Source organism: Roseateles albus, from assembly GCF_028595345.1.
Classification (GTDB): Bacteria; Pseudomonadota; Gammaproteobacteria; order Burkholderiales; family Burkholderiaceae_C; genus Paucibacter_A; species Paucibacter_A albus.
The window spans coordinates 171,934-192,475 of the sequence record NZ_JAQQXT010000009.1 but is presented as its reverse complement, the minus strand read 5'-3'; the positions used below and the strand labels follow the sequence as shown (position 1 = coordinate 192,475).

Genomic DNA, 20,542 nt, shown 5'->3' with positions numbered 1-20,542 from the left:
TGACCCCACTTTGGCCTGCTCTCCCTAACGCCAAAATACGATGCCAACATGCGCTGGTAGCCAGGCGTCGCCCAGCCTTCATTTTTCTCTGAAATTCACTTGGCCAACGCAGTCCAATAGGGGCAGTCGATTTTGGGCTGAAGGTGAAGGGTCTTCTGCCGACCAACCGGGCGCCCGCGGCCTTGCCCTGTAAGCTGCGCCGCGCAGCGTCGAAGAACATTGGGCTGCTGCATGGGCTTGATTTCAACAACAAGGCGCGGTTTCGCATGCACGACAACATTCCGCTTATCACCACGCTTGCAGCCGCCTTCAGCGTCGCTCTCGTCCTGGGTTTCCTCGCCGAACGGATCAAAGTACCCGCTTTGGTGGGCTATCTTGTGGCCGGCATCATCATCGGACCCAGCACACCGGGCTTTGTGGCCGATGTCCACCTGGCCTCTCAACTTGCCGAGATCGGCGTGATGCTGCTGATGTTTGGCGTCGGCCTGCACTTCTCGCTCGATGACCTCATGGCCGTCAAGCGCATCGCTGTACCAGGTGCCGTGGTTCAGATGAGCCTCGCCACACTGCTGGGCTTCGCGGTGGCTTGGTGGTGGGGCTGGAGTTGGGGCGCTGGTTTGATCTTGGGGCTGTCGCTTTCGTGTGCGAGCACCGTGGTGCTGCTGAAGGCGCTAGAGGCCCGCGGCGTACTGAGCAGCATGAACGGCCGCATCGCCGTGGGTTGGTTGGTGGTTGAAGACCTCGCGACCGTTCTGGTACTGGTCTTGCTGCCCCCCATGGCGGGCATTCTCGGCAGCAGCACGGCGACCACGCCGGCCACCGAATCACTGTGGCTCACCATAGGCCAAACCCTGCTGCAGGTGGCTGCGTTCATCGCCATCATGCTGGTGGCAGGCCGACGGGTGATTCCTTGGTTGTTGTGGCAAGTTTCGCGCACCGGCTCTCGGGAGTTGTTCACCCTTTCAGTGGTGGTAGCGGCCGTCGGCATAGCGTTCGGCGCAGCCAAGCTGTTCAGCGTGTCATTCGCACTGGGCGCCTTCTTTGCCGGCATGGTGCTGCGCGAGTCCGAGTTCAGCCACCGTGCGGCCCAAGAATCTCTGCCCTTGCGCGATGCTTTTTCGGTGCTGTTTTTTGTGTCGGTCGGCATGTTGTTTGAGCCGGCCATCTTGCTTGAGCAGCCCATGCGCGTCGCGGCAGTTGTGGCCATCATCATCGTGGGCAAATCCCTTGCGGCCTTTTGCCTGGTACTTCTGCTGCGCTACCCACTCAACACGGCATTGACGGTTTCGGCCAGCTTGGCGCAGATCGGCGAGTTCTCCTTCATCCTGGCCGGCCTGGGGCTTACGCTGGGCTTGATGCCGGCCGAGGGAATGAGTCTCGTGCTGGCCGGCGCTTTGATCTCAATCGCGCTGAATCCTTTGCTGTTCGCGGCCATCGAACCAGCCCGACGCTGGATACTTCAGCGCTCGCGGTTGGCGCGGCGGCTAGAACAGTCGGCCGACCCGTTCGCGGAGCTGCCCACCACCACCGCGCCCAAGTATCTCAAGGGCCAGGTTGTGTTGGTCGGCTATGGACGCTTGGGCAAGCGCATCGCTGTTGCGCTGGCAGCACGGGGCATTCCTTATGTGGTTGCAGAACAAAACCGCGAGATCGTCGAGGACTTGCGCACACAAGGTGTTGCGGCTGTTTCCGGCGATGCTGCGGAGCCGGCGGCGCTGATTCAAGCCCACATCGCCCATGCGGCCATGCTGGTGATTTCAACACCCGACCCGCTCAACACCCGCCAGATGGTGGATACCGCCCGCAACCTTAACCCCGGCATCGAAATCGTCTTGCGCGCACACAGCGAGGACGAAGCCGACCTGCTGCGCCAAGACGGCTTTGACACCATCTTCTTCGCCGAGGAGGAGCTCTCCAAAAGCATCACAGGGCATGTTCTTGAGCGCTTCCCACCGCCGAGTGACGCGGCGGCGTCAGCTGCCGCCGCTCCGCAAGACGATGCCGGCGCCCCGGTCAAGAACAGTTCGGGGCGGCACTGAGGTCCTTCAGGCCAACGACCTATCTCACTGCCCCCGATGGGGTCAGACAAGCTTGGCACCCGCCACATCCACGAAGTACCACTTTGGGCACCGAGTTGCTACGCTGGCAGTGACCTCGAAATGTCGGGGCCTGCTCCAAGCCGACAGTTCGAACAGGCGCCGCAAAGCTGACGTTCGGTTCGCCGACCGTTTTGGTCAACGTCGGCTTACGGGCGATGTTGCGGCCTCACGCTCCACGTCAGCTGCTGTCATTCGGATGCGCAGTGGGTGGCGCCAGCACGGTGCCCATTGCAGACGCTCATCTCGCGAGATCGCTCAACTTGGAATGCTGACGGTAGCCGCTCGATTTCTGACCGCGAATGGCCGCCACTTGCCTACACCAGCCACTGGGCAATTCGTTGGTCGAATGTCGGCTGTACCACCCGGAACTGCGGATCAGCGGAATCAGGAGATGCGACCACCTGTGCGCGAGACGCGCACTGATCTGACGACAGTTTTCACAGCAGGAAAAGCAGTGTCAGGGCGCAGCTGGCGTGAACGGCGTTAGTGCTTTCGATGGTCAGCTCGGTGCGCAAAGCCGAAGTTTTCTTCACTTGACAATGGGCCGAACTGAGACACTTGAGGACCTAGACTTGGCCGTCAGCCTTGATCGTCATCAAACAGTTGCCGCGCATTGGCGTAAATGAAGGCTGTGCAGGTGAACCTGGGCATCCGACATGGAGCTCGTGTCTTCGGTAGTGGTTATTCGCTCGGTTAAAGAGCTGCTTCTGCACTGAGAGTTCTCCTTCAAATGACTCTCAATGTTCACTCGGGTAAAAAGTTACAGACCATCCAGCTCAATTGACCTTCGAAACCAACACTTTCGCCGCCAAAGCAAAAGCGAGGGCCGCGCCCACGAAGCAGGGAGCGCTCGAAAACGCCATTGCCCTTGCGAGCGCAACTGGCGTGGCGCCGCCAGCATCGGACCAAGCGCCTACCAAAATTGGCGAAAGCGCGGCGGCAACTGCAGCGGCACCGACGAAGACGGCCATGAAGCGCGTCCGCGCATGCTGCGGCGCCTTGGCTTGAAGCACACCTACGAGCAGCATTGCTGCGGTCATCGTGCCGGCCAGTAAGCAGGCGTACAGCAGCAGCGCATGGTTCACGGCCGTCGTCGCCACCAACAGCGCTCCTGCCAGCGCAGCGATCACCATGCCAAGCGCAGCGACCCGCATGCCTGTGGCACCGGCCGTGCTCTCCGAATTGCGCTTCGCCAACCCACTACTCACTGCCAGGGCGGTCAGCGCCGCACTTAGCGCCGCGAGGCCCAGACCAGAGCCCGCCTGCGCAGGTGTAAGTCCCGCCAAACGCTGCACCAACACTGGCATGAACACACCTACCGCCGCTGCACCAGCGGACAACATTGCTGCACCGATGACCAAAAACAAAATGCCCGGCAAAACAAGCGTCGCAGGCTCTAAAACCGACTTCGATCCACGCAGGCCCAGAAAGCGGCCGCGAATTCCCGCGCCATCAGTCCCGACCCGCGGCATCGTGAGCAACAAGGGGATGATCAACAGGCTTGGCAGCGCCGTGAACATGAGCGTGAGCCGCCACTCAGCAGCGCCCTGCAATGCGGGTGGCAGCCAAGACCGCAAATCATCAACCGATGCTACAAGCCAGCCACTGGCGGCAATCATTACCCCCGCGCCTATGCGGCCAAACAGCACAAAGATCGAGTTAGCGGTCTGCCTCTTCCGGGCACCAAACCAGTCTGCAATCAACGCATAGGCGATGGGTACAACACCGGCCTCGGCCGCCCCCATCAAGGAGCTGACGGCGAACAGCTCCATAAAACTCGAAGCCTGCGCACACGCGACTAAAGCGAAACACCAGCAAGACATGCAGGCTGCCAAAACGTAGCGGCGGTCTGAACGATCGGCGAGCCAGGCAAGAGGGTAGCCTGCGAGTGCAGCGAACACAGCCACGCCGGCGCCTTGCATGAGGCCAAACTGAGTGTCATCAAGGCCGAGGTCGCGGCGCAGAGGCTCGGCCAGCAAGCCAAGAACCTGCCGATCCATCGCGGTGTACAGGGCCAGCACAACCAATACCAGCAGCCCCCAACGTGCACACGGCGCGTCGTCCTGTTGGGAGTGCTCGGCCGCAAAGGTGCCTGTGTTCTTTGGGCTACGATTCACCACTTGATCTCATTCGATGGTCTGAAAAGTTAGCGCCAAAGTCCCGCTCAATTTGGGCAATGCTAGCAGGAACGCCACAGACGCCGTAGCACCTGCCGCCTAGCATCTTGGTATGCCCCCGATCAGTCCTTCGAGCCCCCAATTGTCCTCCCGCTCTCGGCCGAGCACACGGTATTTGCTGAACATCATCGCGGCCTCCGCCCTTGGCGCGGGAGCGTTCTTGTCGCAGCCGGCGCATGCTGCCGCATCGTCGAATTTCGACGCAGAGGGAGATTTTCCTAGCGTAGCTGCTGGATTGCCGGCACCCAGCCCTGCGAACCGCACGCGGCTGCCACTGGCCGCTATTGGAGAAGGCTTGCGCTGGCAGCCGCTTTTGTACGGAGGCATTGGCTTGTATCTTGATGACTGGCCATACTTCGGACACCGTGAGGCCTTCGTTGCGTCGAGTCCGATCTCCCGCCCCAACGGAGCCTCCCGCCGCGCCAGCGTCGCGGAAGTTTCGGTGGAGCCGGGGCTGGGATTCACTGTCCCGTTGGGCGAGACAGCATGGGCAGCGTTCGGTGCAGGCACCGTCGCAGTGACAGCGACGCAAGGGGCTGACATTTATCGCCAGGATAGTCATACCGAAGCGGCTATCGAAAAAGCCTTTGTTGGCCTGCTGCACCGTCCTGTCTATGGCCCGTCGCTGCTGGTGCGAGCCGGTCGGACTTCGTTCACTCTGGATGATGGTTTTCTCGTACACTTGGTTCGCACTTCGAGCAATGCAGGCGAGCGACGTGCGCTGAACTTGGGCGCAAGGAGCGCGGCAGACTTTGCATTGACGGCCGACTTGCGTGCTGAACGCTGGCGGCTGCAATTGTTTGCCTTGAATCCCGATGAACTGCCTGTAGTGGATACCCAAAGTCGCTATGCCGGCGCTCATTTTTCCTGGCAACCGGCCGGTAAATTGGACTTGGCGGTGTCGCACCTTGAGGTCACGCAGTCTGATAGCCTGCTGCGCCGTCCGGCCGCAGAGCCGCTGCCACGCGAAGGGTTGCACGCGACAACGATTCAAGCCCGCTGGCCAGGCGCATTCGGTGCGCCCGGACTGCTGCTCGCCGGACTGCTGGGTCAGCAAGGCCATCACCGTGCAGATGTACGCGCGCTCGCGGGCTACGCCCGCGCTGGCTATCGTTGGAACAAATGGCCGGGCAGGCCTGCAGTTGAACTGCGTCACGCGCGCTTTTCCGGCGATCGCCCCAACACCCTGCGCTTCGAGCGATGGGACCCGCTGCTTGCCGCCGGTTCTGACGAATGGATGGGCGGTATCGCCTTCTCGAAATTTCAGAGCAATACAAACCTCGTGCAGGACCGGCTTCGCGTTTTCGCCGCACCCACAGAGGGCATTGCTGTCACGCTGGACCTGTTGCGCTACCGCGCCGCCGAAGTCAACAACCTTGGCGCGGGTCCATTGGGTGCACTTTGGCCCTCGCGAGACATCGGTCATGAGTTGATGGCCATATTGAGGTGGACTATAGGCCCGCGCTTTTACGCGCAGTCCGTGGCATCAATCAATCGGCCAGGGCAAGGAGTTCGACAGTCACTGGCTGTGCCTGAGGGTATGGATCGGCGCTCGTGGATCACGCTGCAGGCAAGCTTGTACTGGTTTTTGCAATGAGCTTTTCGGCTGCAAGAAGGGTATCGGCCTCCTTCAAAGCGCGCAGCACATCATCGGCAGCGCTGAGGAAGCGGCGCACGTTCTCGCGCGATAGCTCACGGAGCAAGGCAGCGCTGTGGTCGGCGCAGATGACCCAGCCATCGGACTGGCGCTCAATCCAGCCGGCCGTGGCCAGCTTTTCAAGCTTGCGGCGCACCGTTTCACGAGGCAACCGAGCGATCTGTGTCACGTCACGCAGCCGCAGCGGACGCATGCCTTGCGTTGAAGTGATTCGTCCTCGCTCGTTGAGCAGGCTGCTGGGGCCACCGCCGGGAGGCAACATGTGCGCAATGTTCTGATGCGCCAACACACCCCAGATGACGATGGCTTCGTAATCGTTGTCGGTCAACTGCCGACCCACCCGCAACATATGGTCGATGAGATGGCGATTCATGTGGAACGCGGTCAAGCCGAAGCAACGATCAAAGGCGGCATCGAAATCCTCGAGCTGCCCAATCAAACTTTTAACTTGGCTATCGCCGCGACTGTTCATGACTTGCTCTACTGAAGTCTGCGCCGTTCGCAATGATAGCGACGGGCATAAGAAGATAAGGTCTAGGACTTTTGCAAATCCAAGCTTCTATCTTCGTGCCCAAATTGGGTAAATTCAACAAATCTCGCCCAAAATGGGCGAAGGCGAAAGATGAATTGGACTTACCCGTTAGCTAAGCGTATGCCAAGTCCAAAGTAAATCCAGTTGCTGCTCTGCCGCAGGAAATCAGAACAAGTGCCGCAGCACAACCACCGCGCCCCAGCTGCGCGTGCTGTCAAAGCCCGACTCAATCAGCCGTAGCGAGACCGCCCAGTCGCGCGCCACCATGCGGCCGGCCTCCAGCTCCACATCAAGGGTCTTGGACGAAGTCTCGTGGTCGAGGGTGTATTTCAGATCACTCATCACCCACCAGCCCGCCGCGCTGGTTTTGGCGAGTAGCAGGCGCGGCTGGCTTTGATTGATTCTCGGAGCGTCATCACGCCCGGCCACTGAGAGGAAGTGCTGGTAGCCTGCGAAGGCGAAGACCGTCGGCGTTAGCGACAAAACAGCGCCCACGCTGGGGTTGAACTGCCACTTGCCGCTGCCTAGCGAGCGCTTGGAGTCGGTGGGCAGTACGAACTCGCCGCCGACGAGAAAGGCACCCCAGTCGCTGTTCTCGACCCGGCGGAATTTGACCTTGCTCTCAGCCATACCGCTTTCTGAGATCCCGGGCGCTTTGAAACGAGCCAAAGGCAGTTCGATGGCCATGCCCCAATGCGCATCAAGGCCGCGGTCATACTTGAAGGTCAAGCTGTCCAGCATGACACCGCCTTGAAAGTCATCGCGGCGCGCGATCAAGTCGACTTTGGTCACCAAATCCTTTGGGTTGACCCCCTTGGGCGCGCCGTCTTCTTGAGCATAGCCCGACCCCATGGCGGTTGCAGCAACGAAGGCCAGCAGAGCTCGGCTAGATTTCATGCGGTACTCCCGAGCAAGGCACGTTTGGTGCGCATCTCAACCACAATGGTGATGACGCCGGCCAGCAGGCCGACCAGCGATGCTGCAAGGGCGGGCGACACCTCAACCGTGCCGACCACGCGCTGCCACAACACCGCCAAGGCGACGAACCAGCCAAACAAGGCCATGGCATTGCCAAGCGCGACGCCCATCACGAAGGGGAAGATCGGCCGCCGTACACGCGCCGCCAGGGAAGGGTCTTCCTTGATGACATGTTTGGAAAACATCTTGGCGGTGATCAGCGTCAAGATGAGGCCGAGCGCGAAGGCCAGCGTGACGCCCTCGCCCCAAACGGTATGCTGCTTGGCTGAAATCAGGTCCAGCGTCAGGGGCACGGCTGGCAGGGCTTTGAAGCCGAACCAAGCTATGCCGCCGTTGATCAACGCATTCAGCGCAGCGGGAATGAGTGCGTCTTGCACGCGCACGAGATGATGAGAGGTCATGGTGGTGGTTTCCTTTTCAATAACTCAGGTTGAACTGCACGATGCCGACCAGCCAGGGCTTGACAGCAGGCTCCGGCAGCGTGCCGGTGACGCCGCTGCCCGGCCACAGCGATGCAGCGGTAAAGCGCCAATAGACATTGCGCGAGGCGAAGTGCTCTGCCACCAACAGCAGCTCACGGCCCAGGTCGGGGCCGGTCAGGGTGGAGATGACGCCGCCAATATTGTTCAGCGTGTCGGCGCGGTAGGCGCTGACCGCACCGGTGAGGCGCCAAGTCGGATCCGGCGTGGCACGAGCCAAGATGCGATGCACCTGCACATTGCTGTTGTAGTGAATGTTCTTCATCAACTGGCCCTGGACCCAGGTGTCAATGTCGTTGCCGGAATAGAGTAAGTCCCAGCGCTCATAGCGCGGCGTCGCCGGGTCGTCGCCCGTGGTGGCCGAATACCGCCAACTCAGACTCGGCCGCCACGACACGCGGCCGAACTGCCAGCCGCCTTCGGCCGACCAGCCGGTCGCGCGCATATCAAAGTCACGGTGCGTCTGGCGCGCGTATTCAGCCTTCGCAAACGGGGCGTCCTGGCCTGCCGGCGCCTTCAGCGCTGCGCGCGCCTGCCAGACCTTCAGCCCCTCCCGCTGGTAAGAGCGTCCATCGGGATAGAAGTATTTCAACTCACCTCTTTTTGCTTCTAGCCAAGTGAAGCCAGCGGCAAAGTCGCGCCCGTTGTCATGGTCGATATTGACGCCGGCCAGTTTGGTGTGAGTCGAGGGAAAGTCATTGGGCTCGAACTGCACGGCCTCCACAAGCGTCTGGTTCAGGCGGAACTGCGCTTTCAAGAAATTGCTGCCACTCCAGCGAGGCCACGCAAAGTCAGCCCCTCGGTCACCGCCGCTCGAAGCAATTTGACACACCAACATGCCGTTACCTATGCAGTAAGGCTGGCGCCCATAGGACAGGTTGGCTCGCCATGCCAGGCCGGATTCGGTGGTACCTGAGCTGACGATGCCGACGTAAGCTTCTTCCCATTGCCCGGTCGTGCGGGTGTCACTGCGATTGTTGTCCTGCCCCACCGAAGCAGTGGCCAGGTACAGGGTGCTGGCATACAGATAGGGCGAGCCCGGCCCGGGCAACAAGGGCAAGGCGCCTGCGAGACCGATAGACGGCGCGAGGTCAAGGATGACATTCGGGCCCCGGTCACCCTCGAAACGCCCGCGCGGGTTGTACTGCGTCAAAGTAGCACCGTTTGCGAACCACTGATTGCCCGAGACAGCAGTGGCGCCCTTCAAGCCCAGTCTGAGCTTGAGCAGACGTCCACCCTCATCTACCAAGCGCAAGCTATCCGTCCATGACGGCGCGGGCGCGGCGCGATCTGGCGGCAACACGTCCAGAACCAACGCAATCGAGCCGCTATCACTGAAGGCGTAGTGAAACTGCGCCCGCTTGACCTGCCCGGTGTTCTGCAAGCGCGCTACAGCAAGCTCAATCTCCAGCGCGCTGTAGCTGCGGCCCGGGAAGACGCCCAGGCCGCGCCGCAGATCGGCCTCAAACTTGCGCCCCGCCTCGGTGGCGCCAAATTCAGGGTCCAGGCGCACCTCGACCGAGCCGATGCGCATAGCACCACTTGCGTCGATAGCGCCTTGGCCGAAAGCAGGCGACGCGGCAATCAAGCATGCCGCAGCCCCCACTGCGGCAGTTCGGGCGATCCACGGCATCATCATCAGTCAGGAATCAAGCGGACGCGCGTGCCGCCACCGGCGACCTGCAGGGTCTGGCCGCTGACCCAGCTACCGGCATTCGAGGCCAGCCACAGAAAGGCGTTAGCCACATCTTGCGGCGAGCCCGCACGGCCGGTCAGGTTGTTCGGATTGGCCAGCCTCTCCTGTGTTGCGGCGTCGAGGCCAGCGTCGGCATAACCTGGCGTCAGCACGGTACCGATCAAGATGGTGTTTATGCGCACCTTCTTCGCAAAATAGTGCGCGAGGCCCAGCATCATGTGGTTCATCGCCGCCTTGGCTGCGGAATATGGAAGGAAATCAAACGCCGGCAAGACGCCCACCATAGAGCCCGAGTTGGTGATGGACGGGTTCTTAGCTGCCAACAGATGCGGGCGGCAAGCGGCGGTCATGCGCATGCCGGAGATGGTGTTGAGCTCGTAACTCTTGAGCATCTCCTGTGGATCAATGTCCAGCGGGTCAGCATACGCGCGGCCCCAACCGACGTTGTTGACGAGCGTTGATACACCGCCGAAGGCCTTGACTGTCTCGGCTACGCAGCGCTGGATATCAGCTTCGTTGGTGACGTCGCAGCCAATGCCCCGTACATCACGTCCAGTCGCCTCAGACAGGGCTTTGGCGGTGGCCTCAGCCTTGTCGCCCTGCAGGTCGGCGATCATCACCTTGGCGCCAGCGCCGGCAAAGGTCTTCGCAATGGCTTCGCCAATATTCTGAGCGCCGCCGGTGATGATGGCCACTTGGCCATCCATACGGAAATCTGCAAAGGGATCGAATTGACTCATGTCGTTCTCCAGTTTGTGAAAGTAAAAAAACCTGCATTCAGGTCGAGTCGGGTCAGTCCAGCTCTTGCAAGCCGCCGCCGCTCACCGTCAACACTTGGCCGCTGACCCAGCCTGATGCTGGGCTGCACAGAAACAACGCGGCCATGCCGATATCCGACGCCTCACCCAAGCGCTTGAGCGGCGTGCGCTTGAGCATTGCCTTCTCGATCCCGGGCGTCAGCACAGTCGCAAGCGCGGCGGTGCGGATAGCACCCGGTGCGATTGCGTTGACGCGAATACCCATGGGTCCAAGGTCAAAGGCGGTGTTGCGCGTCAGGTGGTTCATCGCCGCTTTGGAAGACGAGTACGACGCCATGCGGACGTTTTTGTTCTCGCCGGCCATCGAGCTGATGTTCAGCACAGCGCCACCACCGGCATGTTGGATATGAGGCGCCGCCAGTTGCATTAAACGGAAGGCTGAAAACACATTCAGCTGGTAAGCCCACTCAAAGTCACCCATGGGCATCTCAAATGGCTTGGGGCCGCCGCCACCCGCGTTGTTGACCAACACCGTCAGCTTGCCAAAGGCGCTCAGCGCAGTCTTGACGAGCGCGACTCGATCTTCTTCGACCGTAACATTGCAAACCGCAGCAACGGCTTTTCCCCCGGCCTCACGGATCGCGGCGGCAGCGGCTTCGGCCTTGTCGAGGGCCAAGTCGCTGACGACGACAGAGCAGCCGGCGTTAGCAAACACCTCGGCAATTCCGCGACCGATACCGGCTGCGGCGCCGGTGACGATTGCGACCTGGTCGTTCATTCGGAAACTGTCGATTACTGTCATAGCAATGTCTCTTGAAGAATTGAAACGCGTGCAGTTTCTGCCCACAGCTCTATCTGCCGCAAGCCAAGTTCGCCCAAATTGGGCAAGATGCGTCGCACTCAAGATTCCGCCCATTTCGGGCGGAAGTTGGCGCCTTTGAACTAGTCGCCGCAGCTGGTGCGTGGAACACTTCTGGCATGCCTTCCACACTTTGCAAACGTCCCATCGCAGCGGCACTCGGGGCTGCGGTAATCTGCCTAGCTAACCCGTCACTTACGGCTGCCCAGGTCATTACCGACGCGACTCGCCTGGGCGCCTTCTCTGGCGGGATGCGTTTCTGTGAGGAAGGCTACGGTGGCGATGAGCGTCGCTACCGTTTTGCACGTCTGCGCACCGCAGGTGTGATTGACAAGTTGAGCTCTAGGGACAAGTTGCGTGCCATAGGCGCGCGTGACCGCGCCTATGAGGGCGGGCACTTCCTTGGCAACAAGCTCGATTCCCGTGAATGCAAAGCTTTACTGAAGATGAGTGAATGGAAAATGTTCGTCAACTGACCGCTTTCGCGGCGGCCTTTGTCTGCGCAATTAGCCCTTGTGTTTCGTATGCTGCTTCAGATCCCGGCCCCATCAGCGCAGTCGTTTGTACGGCCATGAAGCATGACGCAGAGCGTTTGGCTTGCTTTGACCGCGTGCACCCGCCGAGCCCCGAATCTGTGTCAGATGCGGCTGTGTCGACAGCGCCTGCTGCGAGCCACAACAACCCGCCCGACGCGAAGCTCGGCAGCGCCACGCTCTCTAATACATGGTCGACGCAGGGCATCGAGTCATTCAGCTTGCGCCCCTATCGTGCGATTTACGTGCTGCCGATTTCGGCGACCGACAACATCAACCGGCGCCCATCGTCACCGGCGCCCGGGCACGACGTCGGTGTTGATCTGCCCAACCGCGCAGAGGAAGTGAAGTTCCAGCTCAGCGCGAAGACGCTGCTCTGGTCCGGCGTCTTCGGCGAACGCGGCGACTTGTGGCTCGCTTACACGCAGTCCTCGCGCTGGCAGCTTTACCAAGGGGATATTTCTCGACCGTTTCGTGAGACCAACTACGAGCCCGAGATGATCTTCAATGTGGTGACCGACTGGAACTTGCTCGGCTGGACCGGGCGTACCGCTGGCTTGGCCTTGAACCACCAGTCCAACGGCCGCGCACAGCCCTTGTCGCGCAGCTGGAACAGGCTGATTGCTCATGTCGGTCTCGAACATGGCGACTGGTCAATCCAGTTGCGGCCCTGGATGCGGCTGAGTGAGACCGCCGACAAAGACGACAACCCCGACATCCTCGACCACATGGGCCGGGGCGATCTGACGATTCGCCGCGCGCTGCCAGGCGGCAACGGTGGCGGCGCGTTGTCCCTACGGCTTCGCCATACGCTGCGTGGCGGCGACGCCTCGCGGGGATCGGCCGAGTTCGAATGGGCCTTCCCCCTCGTGGGCCGGCTTCAAGGCTATGTGCAAGCTTTCAGCGGCTACGGTGAGAGCCTGATCGACTACAACATTCATCAGAACCGCGTCGGGATTGGCTTCTCGCTGGCCGGCTGGCATTGAAGGTGGGTTCTCCCTTGATCTCTTGGACCGCGACATCAATCCCGCGTTGAAAATCGGACTGGCGCGTAGACCGCCTCGGCGCGGCCGCCGGTGTTGTCGCTGTCGCTCATCAGGCCCCAAGCAATGAGCGGGCCAGGCGCTTCACCGAAGGCTTGTGTGTAGTCCGCCACCAAGTCGCGTCTGAAGGACTGCCAGCTTGCTGGCGTGTTTGACTTCTGTGCGTCAACCACAAGCATACGTACACGCCGGGTGTAGGGGTTAGGCAGCACGCTGCCAACCGGGTACAGGGAGGAAGTGACATACATCAGCGTCGCAAATGGCATAGGGCGCGAGCCGAGGCGGTCAGCTGCGGCCATCACCGCACGATCGGTCCAGGGCAGGCGGCTGCGGTCGCCATCAAAGACAAATACAAGCCTAGCGGCAGCATCCTCACGGCCGGCATCGGCAATGTCCGCCTCTTGCGGTGATTGCAACACCAGCCAGCGCCATGCCACCAGCGGAGTCCGTGCAAGCTCAATGCCGGAAGCAGGCTTCATCAGCAGGCTTGCTGAGCGCTCGGCCCGCGCACGAATGGCGGCTTGCCCGTCGTCGCGATCAAATTCGTATTGAGTGCGCGGCTTGCGATCATTGATGGGCACATGTGTCCATTCATCCTTCGCGTCGGCGCCTTGCGGATTCTCCGCTATGGCTGTTCCTTGTGCGGCAGGCATGAGGAGCGCAAAAGCAACGGTCAGGCGGGCTGCGCAAGCTCCCGGTATACGGGCAGACCTCGCAGCCATCAACAAGCCGCAATCGACGCGTCCAGACTTTAGGCAAAAGCTCTTCACAACAAATCCTCAATCGGTAGCCAAGCCAGCAGGCTGGCCTGTAACCGCAACCACCAACTGGCACCGGGGTCATGATCCAGCGTCACCAAACGACCATCTTGCACCCCGGTCCAGCGCAGTCCCTCACCTTCCTCGTGCACACGCCAAGCATCATTGACCAAGGCGCGTTGCACACCGCCGACCAATTCCGCTGCCAGTGCCGGGCTGGTGACAACAACGCCGTTCTCCGTATTGAGTCGCTGCGAGCGGGGGTCGATATTCATTGATCCGATGAAGGCGCTGGAGCGGTCGGCAACCAGCAACTTGGCATGCAATGACAAGCGCGAAGAGCCAGTGCGTCCATTACGTTCGCTGCGTTCGTAGCGCTCATTACGCTCTTTGCGCCCGAGCCCCTGCTGAGCAGCGTCGGGACGCACTTCGTACAGCGCGAGTCCGGCCTGAAGCAAATCATGCCGGTAGCGCGCATACCCGGCATGCACAGCCGGCACATCGGTGGCAGCCAGAGTGTTGGTAACAATAGTGATTCGAACGCCGCGCTGCGCCAATTCGCGCAGCTGAGCCACGCCCCCTTCTCCCGGCACAAAATAGGGTGAAACGATCAAAAGCTCGCGCTCCACTGCACCCATGGCGTTTGCAATTGCACGGCCCAGCCTGGAGTTCTCCGAGGGCCGCTCAGGGTCGAGCTTGCCGGGTTTGTCGTGCACGGCAGTTGCACGACCGCAAAAAAAGCGCAGTTCACCTGCGGCGAGGCGTCGCGCCCATCCGCTTCCATGAGCGGCCTGCCATAGCTCAGTGACCGGCTCGGCGGGCTGAGTTGACGATTCCGGGGCGACTAGGTCGGACAGCAAACTCAAGCTCAGGGCGTCGTTCCAATAGAGGTCAAAAGCCGCAGCCATCTGAGGAACCACAGGTCCAAAGGCGAGCACGTCGACGTCACCAAATTCAAACTCGCGGTGGCGCGAGAAGTACTCGTCACCAATATTGCGCCCCCCTAGGATGGCCGCTTGACTGTCTGCCAGCAGCAGTTTGTTATGCATGCGCTGCTGCGTGCGCTCGAAATCGAGCAGAAGGCTCAATGTCGCCGATCTCGGATGGATCAGCGGGTTGAACAAGCGGACCTCGATGTGCGAGTGGGCAGCCAAGCGCTGCAGCGTCGCGTCATCAGGGCGTGCACCCCAATCGTCCAGCAGCAAACGCACCCGCACGCCACGCTCAGCGGCCTGCCATAGCGCGGCCATCAAACCCATGCCGCTGCTGTCGGCGCGCAAGATGTAGTACTGCAGGTCGATACTGCGTTCGGCTCCCGCCACCAGTGCGAGCCGAGCGGCAAGCGCCTCAAGCCCAGCCGGTAGCAGATGAAACGCGGACTCCTCCGTCGAAGCTGCTGTCAGGGCTTGCGCGCCAACGCGGCCGAGTTTGCTTTGCTGACCTGCATCGAGCGCGTAGCTGGGCTGCAGAACTTGCACGCTGCGCGGCGCCGAAACACAGCCCGCCATAGACGTCAGCAAGGCGAAGCACAGCATCCGGCACAGGGCAGACCGTGTTGCCAGGCGCCACTCGCAGAGCATCCTGAGCTTAAGCGCCGCATTCACCGGTGACCTCCTCGGGCATCGACGTTTGCTTGCAGATCAGCCACTTCGAACGTCTTTTCAACCAAAGGCATCGCCGCAGGCACATTGAGATAGCTAACAAAGTGGGGCGACAAGATCGCCACACCTGCTTCGTCGAAGACATCCCGAATTGCGCGCGTCAAGGCCGCTAGCGTGGCAGAGCGTTGGCGTGCGCCGGCAATCTCCACAAGCAATTCGTACTCAATCCCAAAGTCACCCAACGCGCGCTCCAGTACACGAGGAGCGGCCGCCGAGCGCACGCCGTCGGTGCGCTCGGCGGCGGATTTCAGCAAGGCATGCACCTGCGCCCAGGGCACGTCATAACCAAGCGACAAGCGCACCGAGCCGCGTACTGCGCCGCCTGGTGCATGGCGCGAATGGTTAATGATGGCCCCTTGCACGACGGTGCCGTTGGGCAAGGTGACCTCGTCGCCACGCGAATCAATGATCTTCACCGACAGAGAGCCCAGTTCCAACACCACCCCCGCATGCTCGCCGCAACGCACGAAGTCACCGGCGCGCAGCGCACGCGCATAGACGATCACCAAGCCGTGCATCCACTGAGAGACAACGCCGGAGGAGCCGAGCGTGAACATGGCCCCCAGGAACACAGACAGTCCGCGAAAGACCATGCTGTCCGAGCCGGGGATATAAGGGTAGGCCGCCGTGAGCGCGAGCCCCCAGACCACAAACACCACCAGTCTGCGCGTGGCCCGAGCGGTTTCGCGGTGCACTCCGGGAATATTGATGCGGCCCGAGCCCACGCCGACGAAGACATGATCCACCATCCACACCACACCCCTTGCGATGACTATAACCAGACAAATTGCCGCGATGTTGGGGAGCACACCCAACAAGGCGAAAGTCAAGTCATTTGCATTGACCAGGAAGAACTGGCGCATTTCTAGGGCCAGAGGCATCGTTGCCGGGAACTGGCGCAGGGCATGGGCCGCCCAGGCAAAAGTCAAGAAGGCAACAGCCACAAAACCCAGCATATTCGTCACCGCCGCCACAGCACGCAGGCCGAACTCTGACCAGTCAATGCCAAAGATGCGGTGTGTGGCCGCCTCGGCCTGCACCACGCGTTGCAGCCGTCGGGTCAGCGCCGCCCTCAGCCGCCAAGCCAGCCAAGCAACCAGCACCACCACCGGGATGCCGATCGCGGCGATGGCCAAGCCTGTGGCGACGCGTTCTGGTTCGTGAAGCGCCAGACGCGCAGCAAAGGCTTCCTCAAGTGCACTGATGCTGGCTGTGGCCATGTCGTCAACCGTCGCGCCGGTGTCTGGGTCAAGATCCCGAGGAAAAACGGTGAGCAAGGTTTCTTTGCCCAGTCTGAGGGCGACTGCGCGCTCGTTAGAGTGCCCGATATCTACGCGTTCAATAGGCTGGGAGAGGGCCTCGATAGGCAAAGCCTGCAGCCGCCGCAAAGCCCGCTCAGCCCGCTGCTTGGGGGAGGCCCCAGCCACCGACACGCGCATCGTATAGACCACGCGGTTGATGTAGCGCAGGTCTGCGGACTCAGCGCTTGGCGGCGGTGAAGCCACTGTCGCAGTGATAGCCGCAGCCGGCTGTAGCACGGTCAGGCTGGTCGCGACAGCCAGCAGCCAAGCAACGCCGCGGAACTTCATCACGATTGCGCCTCGCGCGGGATAGGCAGGAATGGCGCGTTCGCGAACGATCTGATTTTTGAAGCTGACCGCTCATCGAGCCGCAAATGCACATCGCGCTGTGGGAACGCAATCACGAAACCCTGCGACGCGAAAGCCTCGGCGATCGTGTAGCGCAGATCGCTGTCAACGGAGGGTCCGGTGCGTGCGCCGCCGAGCTGCATCCAGTACTGCAGGCGCAACTGCTGCGCGTCGCTGGCAAAGTCATCGAACAAAGCTTCCGGCGCCGGCTCTTGCAAGACGGAGGGATGAGCATTTGCGCAAGCCAATAGACAGGCCGAAGCGGCGCGGGGATCGTCGCCGTAGCGCAAGCCAACCAAGATTGCCCGTCGAACCGTTGATCCGTCATAGCTCCAGTTGCTGACCCGGTTCTCCAGTAGCTGCGAGTTCGGCACGATGGCCTCAATCCCGTCAAAGCCGCGCAAGGTGGTTGCCCGCAGGTCGACTGAACTAACTGTGCCTGTGACTCCATCGATGGTGACGATATCGCCCACACGCACCTTGCGTTCAAACAGAATGATTACCCCGCTGATTAAGTTCTTGATGATATTTTGTGTACCAAATCCGACACCAATCGCGAGCGCTCCTCCGAGCACGGCGAAAGCGGTGAGCGGAATGCGAGCGAGCTTGAGCACAAGAACCAGCACGCCGAGCAGCAGTAAGGTCAGCATCCAGCGCTGCATCACGCGGCCCAGTTGTGGCGACAACTGCAATCGCTGCACTATCACGGCAATCAGCGCTGCGCTAAGCCGGCTTGCAGCCCACCACCCCAGGAAGAACAGCAACACCACGCCAACTGATTTCCCCACCGTAACGCCGTAGTCCAGCGTGACGGTCCGGCCCATTACCTGAGTCGATTCACTGACGCTGAACAGCTCGTAGTGCCATATCGCCTGACTGCCTTCTTGCAGCGCCGCCCATATTCGCTGGGGCCAGGGCGCAGGCGCGGCTTCCACCGCGACGCCCATATCCTCCAAGCTGCGCACAAGCAAGAGCTGCAGTCGCTGCAGTTTCTCCTGCACAGCTTCTATGGCATCGGCTTCGCGTTGCTGCGCATCTAACGCGCGACGCATGATTGGCAGGCTGGCGTCATCACTTGCCAGCGCCTCCACGCGCAGCCGCTCACTGCGAAGACCGGCCCGCATCTGTGCAAGTCGGTCTGCACTAGCCTGCGCGCGCGACCCAAGCTGATCGATGGAGCGGCTGATCAAGGCCGAGGCCTGCTCTCGTTGATCGGCATCAACGAGTGCGCCGAGCGCCAATCTTCGCTGGCGCCACACCTCGATACGGCCCGCCTCGATAGTGTCCAGCTCCCCAAGCGCAGCCAGCTCGCCGCGCAACGCTTTTATTTCGCGTGACAACGCCGCGCCGACTTGCGGTGCCCCCCCGTTTGCGTCTGCTGTCCCGCCCGCTGCCGCTTCAGCTTTGGCCAAGCGAGCACTGGCGCGCTGGCGGTCAAGCTGGAACTGCCGACGCGCCGCCCGTGATGAGGTCGAAATTTGCTCAAGTGCAGCGTCGTCAATCACTTGATAGGCGCGCACACGCTCCAACTCGCGCCAGGCTGGCTCCAACTGCGCAAGCAACGCGGCACTGCGGTCGCGCGCCTCAAAGCGTGCGGTGTCCGCGCGAGCCAGCTCCACTGCGGCGATGCGCACTTCCAACTGCGCCACCTCAAGCTCGGCTTGCAGTCGTTCGCGCCGCATGGCTTCGCGTGATTGTGCGATCTGGTCCTGCCGCAGCCTCACCATCTCTTCAGCCTTGCGGCGCGCGTTTACGAGACCAGCCACCTGCGCATCCAGTGATAACGCTGCCACGTCCAAAGAGCGCCGCTGCGCTTGGAGTCCATCAACCCAGTCACGCAGCGCATCCAACGCGGCCGCCGCGTAAGGTGGCGCACCGAGCGCGGGTGTGCTCGGGGGCAGCGTTTCAACAGGCTGCGCGAGTGGCGTTTTCAATTGTGCGGCCAGCAATATGGCCAGGCGTGCGGCGAGATTACGCTGTTCTTCAAGCAATGGAGCGGCGCTTGATTCATCAACCTGCTGCTGCAGACGGGCCTGCAGCGCTCGCACCTCGGCAAGCTCACTCGCCAGTGCTTCGGCACCAATGCGAGGATCCGGCGTTGAGGCAGCCTTTGTGCCCGGCTTTGATGGCATTTCCGTCGCCAGCTTGGGCACCAGCTTGGCCGCCGAAGACGGCAGCTCAATGCCGGCCGCTCCAGCCGCCACCAATAACCAGCCCCAGCTGCAGCAAGCAAGGGCGACACGACACACAAAGCGACGATTCATAGCGCCGAATTGTCGGCAGCAGGTTCACGACCAGCAACGCAGGCTTGCCCAATTTGGGCAAGCCGAGCAAAGACATTGGGAGCAGAGCTTTGTGCGTGCTGTCAGTTTCCGGCCATCAGCCTGCTAACAATGAACTTGCGCCGTGTCGGATGGGCCGGCAGGTTTTGCGGCCAAGATGGCGTCCATCGAATCGCGAGCCAAATGCGCGGCTTGTTCTGCCCTCGCCCGCACCGCCTGATCGAGCGGAGCCATGCGCGTCACCCAGCCGCGCTCAACGCGCTCGACGTGCCCCAAAGCAGCCAAACGCTCAAGCTTTCGACGCACAGTTTCACGCGGGATTGCTGTGGCCGTGACCAAATCGTGCAGCAGTAAGGTGCGCGGGGTGCCGCCCGCGTCCGCATCGCTGTACCGCGCGAGCTCACACCAAATTACCAAGGCTTCAAAGTCGCCGGCAGTCAGCTCCCAGGTCATCCGCTGCACTTGCCCGATCAAGTCGCGATGCAGTGCCAACATCGCCAGCGCCAGGGGCAGGTCCACAGGCCCCGTTTTGTGTGTTTCAGTCAATGCGGTACGGTCGTGATGCGGCGCGTTCATAGAATCGCAGCTTTCACGCACTCGCCGTTCAAGTCACCGCTGGTTCGCCCAAATTGAACTGCAAGAATCGGGCTCAGCGCAGCGCTTGGGCCCACACAAAAGGCAGACTTGCTGGCCGCCACGATCCGCCCTCAGGCCTGCGGTTCACGCAAAAAGATCTCGACGCGCCGGTTTTTTGCACGTCCGGCCTCGCTGGCGTTGTCCGCCAGCGGTTCACGCGAACCGCGCCCGTCAATTTCCATCCGTGCGGCGGGCACACCACGGGTGTCGAGGTAGTCGCGCACCGACTGCGCACGGCGCAGCGAGAGTGGGTCATTGATCGCGTCGGAGCCGCTGCTGTCGGTGTGGCCAATCACGCGCACCAGCATCGTTGCGTCCAGCCCCTGCGCGAACTGGTCAAGCACGCCGCGCAGTTCGGGCTTGATCGTCGCCGATCCAATGTCAAAGGAGATGTCGCTGGGCACGCTGACCTGCAGTTGATTGTCAGCGGTCTTGGCTACTGTGACGCCAGTTCCGGCAGTGGCACGCTCCATCGCGGCTTTCTTCTCCTCCATGCGCTTGGACCACAGATTGCCAGCTACCGCGCCAATCACGCCGCCGATCACGGCACCGGTGCCGGCCTTCCCGCCGGTAACCGAAGCCAGAACGGCACCGGTCGCCGCACCGGCAGCAGCACCGCCTACGGTTCCCTTTTCGCGCGGGCTCATGCTTTCACAGCCGGCCAGCGCGAGCGCCCCGGCAAGAACTGTCACGGTCACGCCAGCTTGGCGACGATGGGATGCGATCTTTGTCATTGGAAATCTCC

17 protein-coding genes are annotated in these 20,542 nt (G+C 61.5%); 4 read left to right on the top strand and 13 right to left on the bottom strand.

The features are described from left to right. The first annotated feature begins 266 nt into the window (after positions 1–266). Positions 267–2,039: a cation:proton antiporter domain-containing protein gene (gene ybaL, locus PRZ03_RS15655; RefSeq protein ID WP_273601198.1), complete on the top strand. Its 1,773-nt coding sequence runs from the start codon at positions 267–269 to the stop codon at positions 2,037–2,039. Between the two features lie 836 nt (positions 2,040–2,875). On the opposite strand, the gene PRZ03_RS15650 is transcribed toward ybaL, so the two are convergent. Then, the gene (locus PRZ03_RS15650) at positions 2,876–4,219 is read right to left on the bottom strand and encodes an MFS transporter (RefSeq protein WP_273601197.1); all 1,344 of its coding nucleotides are present in this window, start codon (positions 4,217–4,219) and stop codon (positions 2,876–2,878) included. Positions 4,220–4,391: 172 nt separating this feature from the next. Between PRZ03_RS15650 and PRZ03_RS15645 the strand changes: the two genes are divergently transcribed. Further along, positions 4,392–5,873 carry an alginate export family protein gene (locus tag PRZ03_RS15645; RefSeq protein ID WP_273601196.1) on the top strand — a complete coding sequence of 494 codons (1,482 nt, stop codon included), beginning with the start codon at positions 4,392–4,394 and terminating at the stop codon, positions 5,871–5,873. Here PRZ03_RS15645 and PRZ03_RS15640 read toward each other — a convergent pair. The 6 genes from PRZ03_RS15640 to hdhA form a co-directional block, all read right to left on the bottom strand. Next, positions 5,836–6,306 carry a hypothetical protein gene (locus PRZ03_RS15640; RefSeq protein ID WP_273601195.1) on the bottom strand — a complete coding sequence of 157 codons (471 nt, stop codon included), beginning with the start codon at positions 6,304–6,306 and terminating at the stop codon, positions 5,836–5,838. The two genes, PRZ03_RS15645 and PRZ03_RS15640, sit on opposite strands and share 38 nt — an antisense overlap. A 324-nt stretch (positions 6,307–6,630) precedes the next feature. After that, positions 6,631–7,362 carry a hypothetical protein gene (locus PRZ03_RS15635; protein ID WP_273601194.1) on the bottom strand — a complete coding sequence of 244 codons (732 nt, stop codon included), beginning with the start codon at positions 7,360–7,362 and terminating at the stop codon, positions 6,631–6,633. After that, a complete protein-coding gene (locus PRZ03_RS15630) occupies positions 7,359–7,844 on the bottom strand; it encodes a hypothetical protein (RefSeq protein ID WP_273601192.1) in 486 nt (161 codons plus the stop codon). Before PRZ03_RS15630 ends, PRZ03_RS15635 begins: the two co-directional genes overlap by 4 nt. A 16-nt stretch (positions 7,845–7,860) precedes the next feature. After that, positions 7,861–9,561 (bottom strand): alginate export family protein, encoded by a 1,701-nt coding sequence (locus tag PRZ03_RS15625; protein WP_273601191.1) that lies wholly within the window; start codon positions 9,559–9,561, stop codon positions 7,861–7,863. Beyond that, the gene (locus PRZ03_RS15620) at positions 9,561–10,358 is read right to left on the bottom strand and encodes an SDR family oxidoreductase (protein ID WP_273601190.1); all 798 of its coding nucleotides are present in this window, start codon (positions 10,356–10,358) and stop codon (positions 9,561–9,563) included. Before PRZ03_RS15620 ends, PRZ03_RS15625 begins: the two co-directional genes overlap by 1 nt. A 52-nt stretch (positions 10,359–10,410) precedes the next feature. Next, positions 10,411–11,178 (bottom strand): 7-alpha-hydroxysteroid dehydrogenase, encoded by a 768-nt coding sequence (hdhA, locus tag PRZ03_RS15615; RefSeq protein WP_273601189.1) that lies wholly within the window; start codon positions 11,176–11,178, stop codon positions 10,411–10,413. A gap of 176 nt (positions 11,179–11,354) precedes the next feature. Between hdhA and PRZ03_RS15610 the strand changes: the two genes are divergently transcribed. Next, a complete protein-coding gene (locus tag PRZ03_RS15610) occupies positions 11,355–11,711 on the top strand; it encodes a hypothetical protein (protein WP_273601188.1) in 357 nt (118 codons plus the stop codon). A 95-nt stretch (positions 11,712–11,806) separates the two neighbouring features. Next, on the top strand, positions 11,807–12,754 hold the full coding sequence (locus PRZ03_RS15605) for a phospholipase A (protein WP_273601187.1): 948 nt from the start codon (positions 11,807–11,809) through the stop codon (positions 12,752–12,754). 35 nt (positions 12,755–12,789) lie between these two features. Here PRZ03_RS15605 and PRZ03_RS15600 read toward each other — a convergent pair whose 3' ends face one another. The 6 genes from PRZ03_RS15600 to PRZ03_RS15575 form a co-directional block, all read right to left on the bottom strand. After that, positions 12,790–13,464: a DUF3047 domain-containing protein gene (locus PRZ03_RS15600; RefSeq protein ID WP_273601186.1), complete on the bottom strand. Its 675-nt coding sequence runs from the start codon at positions 13,462–13,464 to the stop codon at positions 12,790–12,792. 113 nt (positions 13,465–13,577) lie between these two features. Next, a complete protein-coding gene (locus PRZ03_RS15595; RefSeq protein ID WP_273601185.1) occupies positions 13,578–15,173 on the bottom strand; it encodes a phospholipase D family protein in 1,596 nt (531 codons plus the stop codon). Then, positions 15,170–16,819: a mechanosensitive ion channel family protein gene (locus tag PRZ03_RS15590; RefSeq protein WP_273601244.1), complete on the bottom strand. Its 1,650-nt coding sequence runs from the start codon at positions 16,817–16,819 to the stop codon at positions 15,170–15,172. The genes PRZ03_RS15595 and PRZ03_RS15590 overlap by 4 nt, the downstream gene beginning before the upstream one ends. Then, a complete protein-coding gene (locus PRZ03_RS15585) occupies positions 16,819–19,032 on the bottom strand; it encodes a mechanosensitive ion channel domain-containing protein (RefSeq protein WP_273601184.1) in 2,214 nt (737 codons plus the stop codon). Before PRZ03_RS15585 ends, PRZ03_RS15590 begins: the two co-directional genes overlap by 1 nt. A 234-nt stretch (positions 19,033–19,266) precedes the next feature. After that, positions 19,267–19,737: a hypothetical protein gene (locus PRZ03_RS15580; RefSeq protein ID WP_273601183.1), complete on the bottom strand. Its 471-nt coding sequence runs from the start codon at positions 19,735–19,737 to the stop codon at positions 19,267–19,269. Positions 19,738–19,868: 131 nt separating this feature from the next. Next, positions 19,869–20,531, bottom strand: coding sequence for an OmpA family protein (locus PRZ03_RS15575; protein ID WP_273601182.1), 663 nt, complete (start codon positions 20,529–20,531; stop codon positions 19,869–19,871). Positions 20,532–20,542 lie beyond the last annotated feature (11 nt).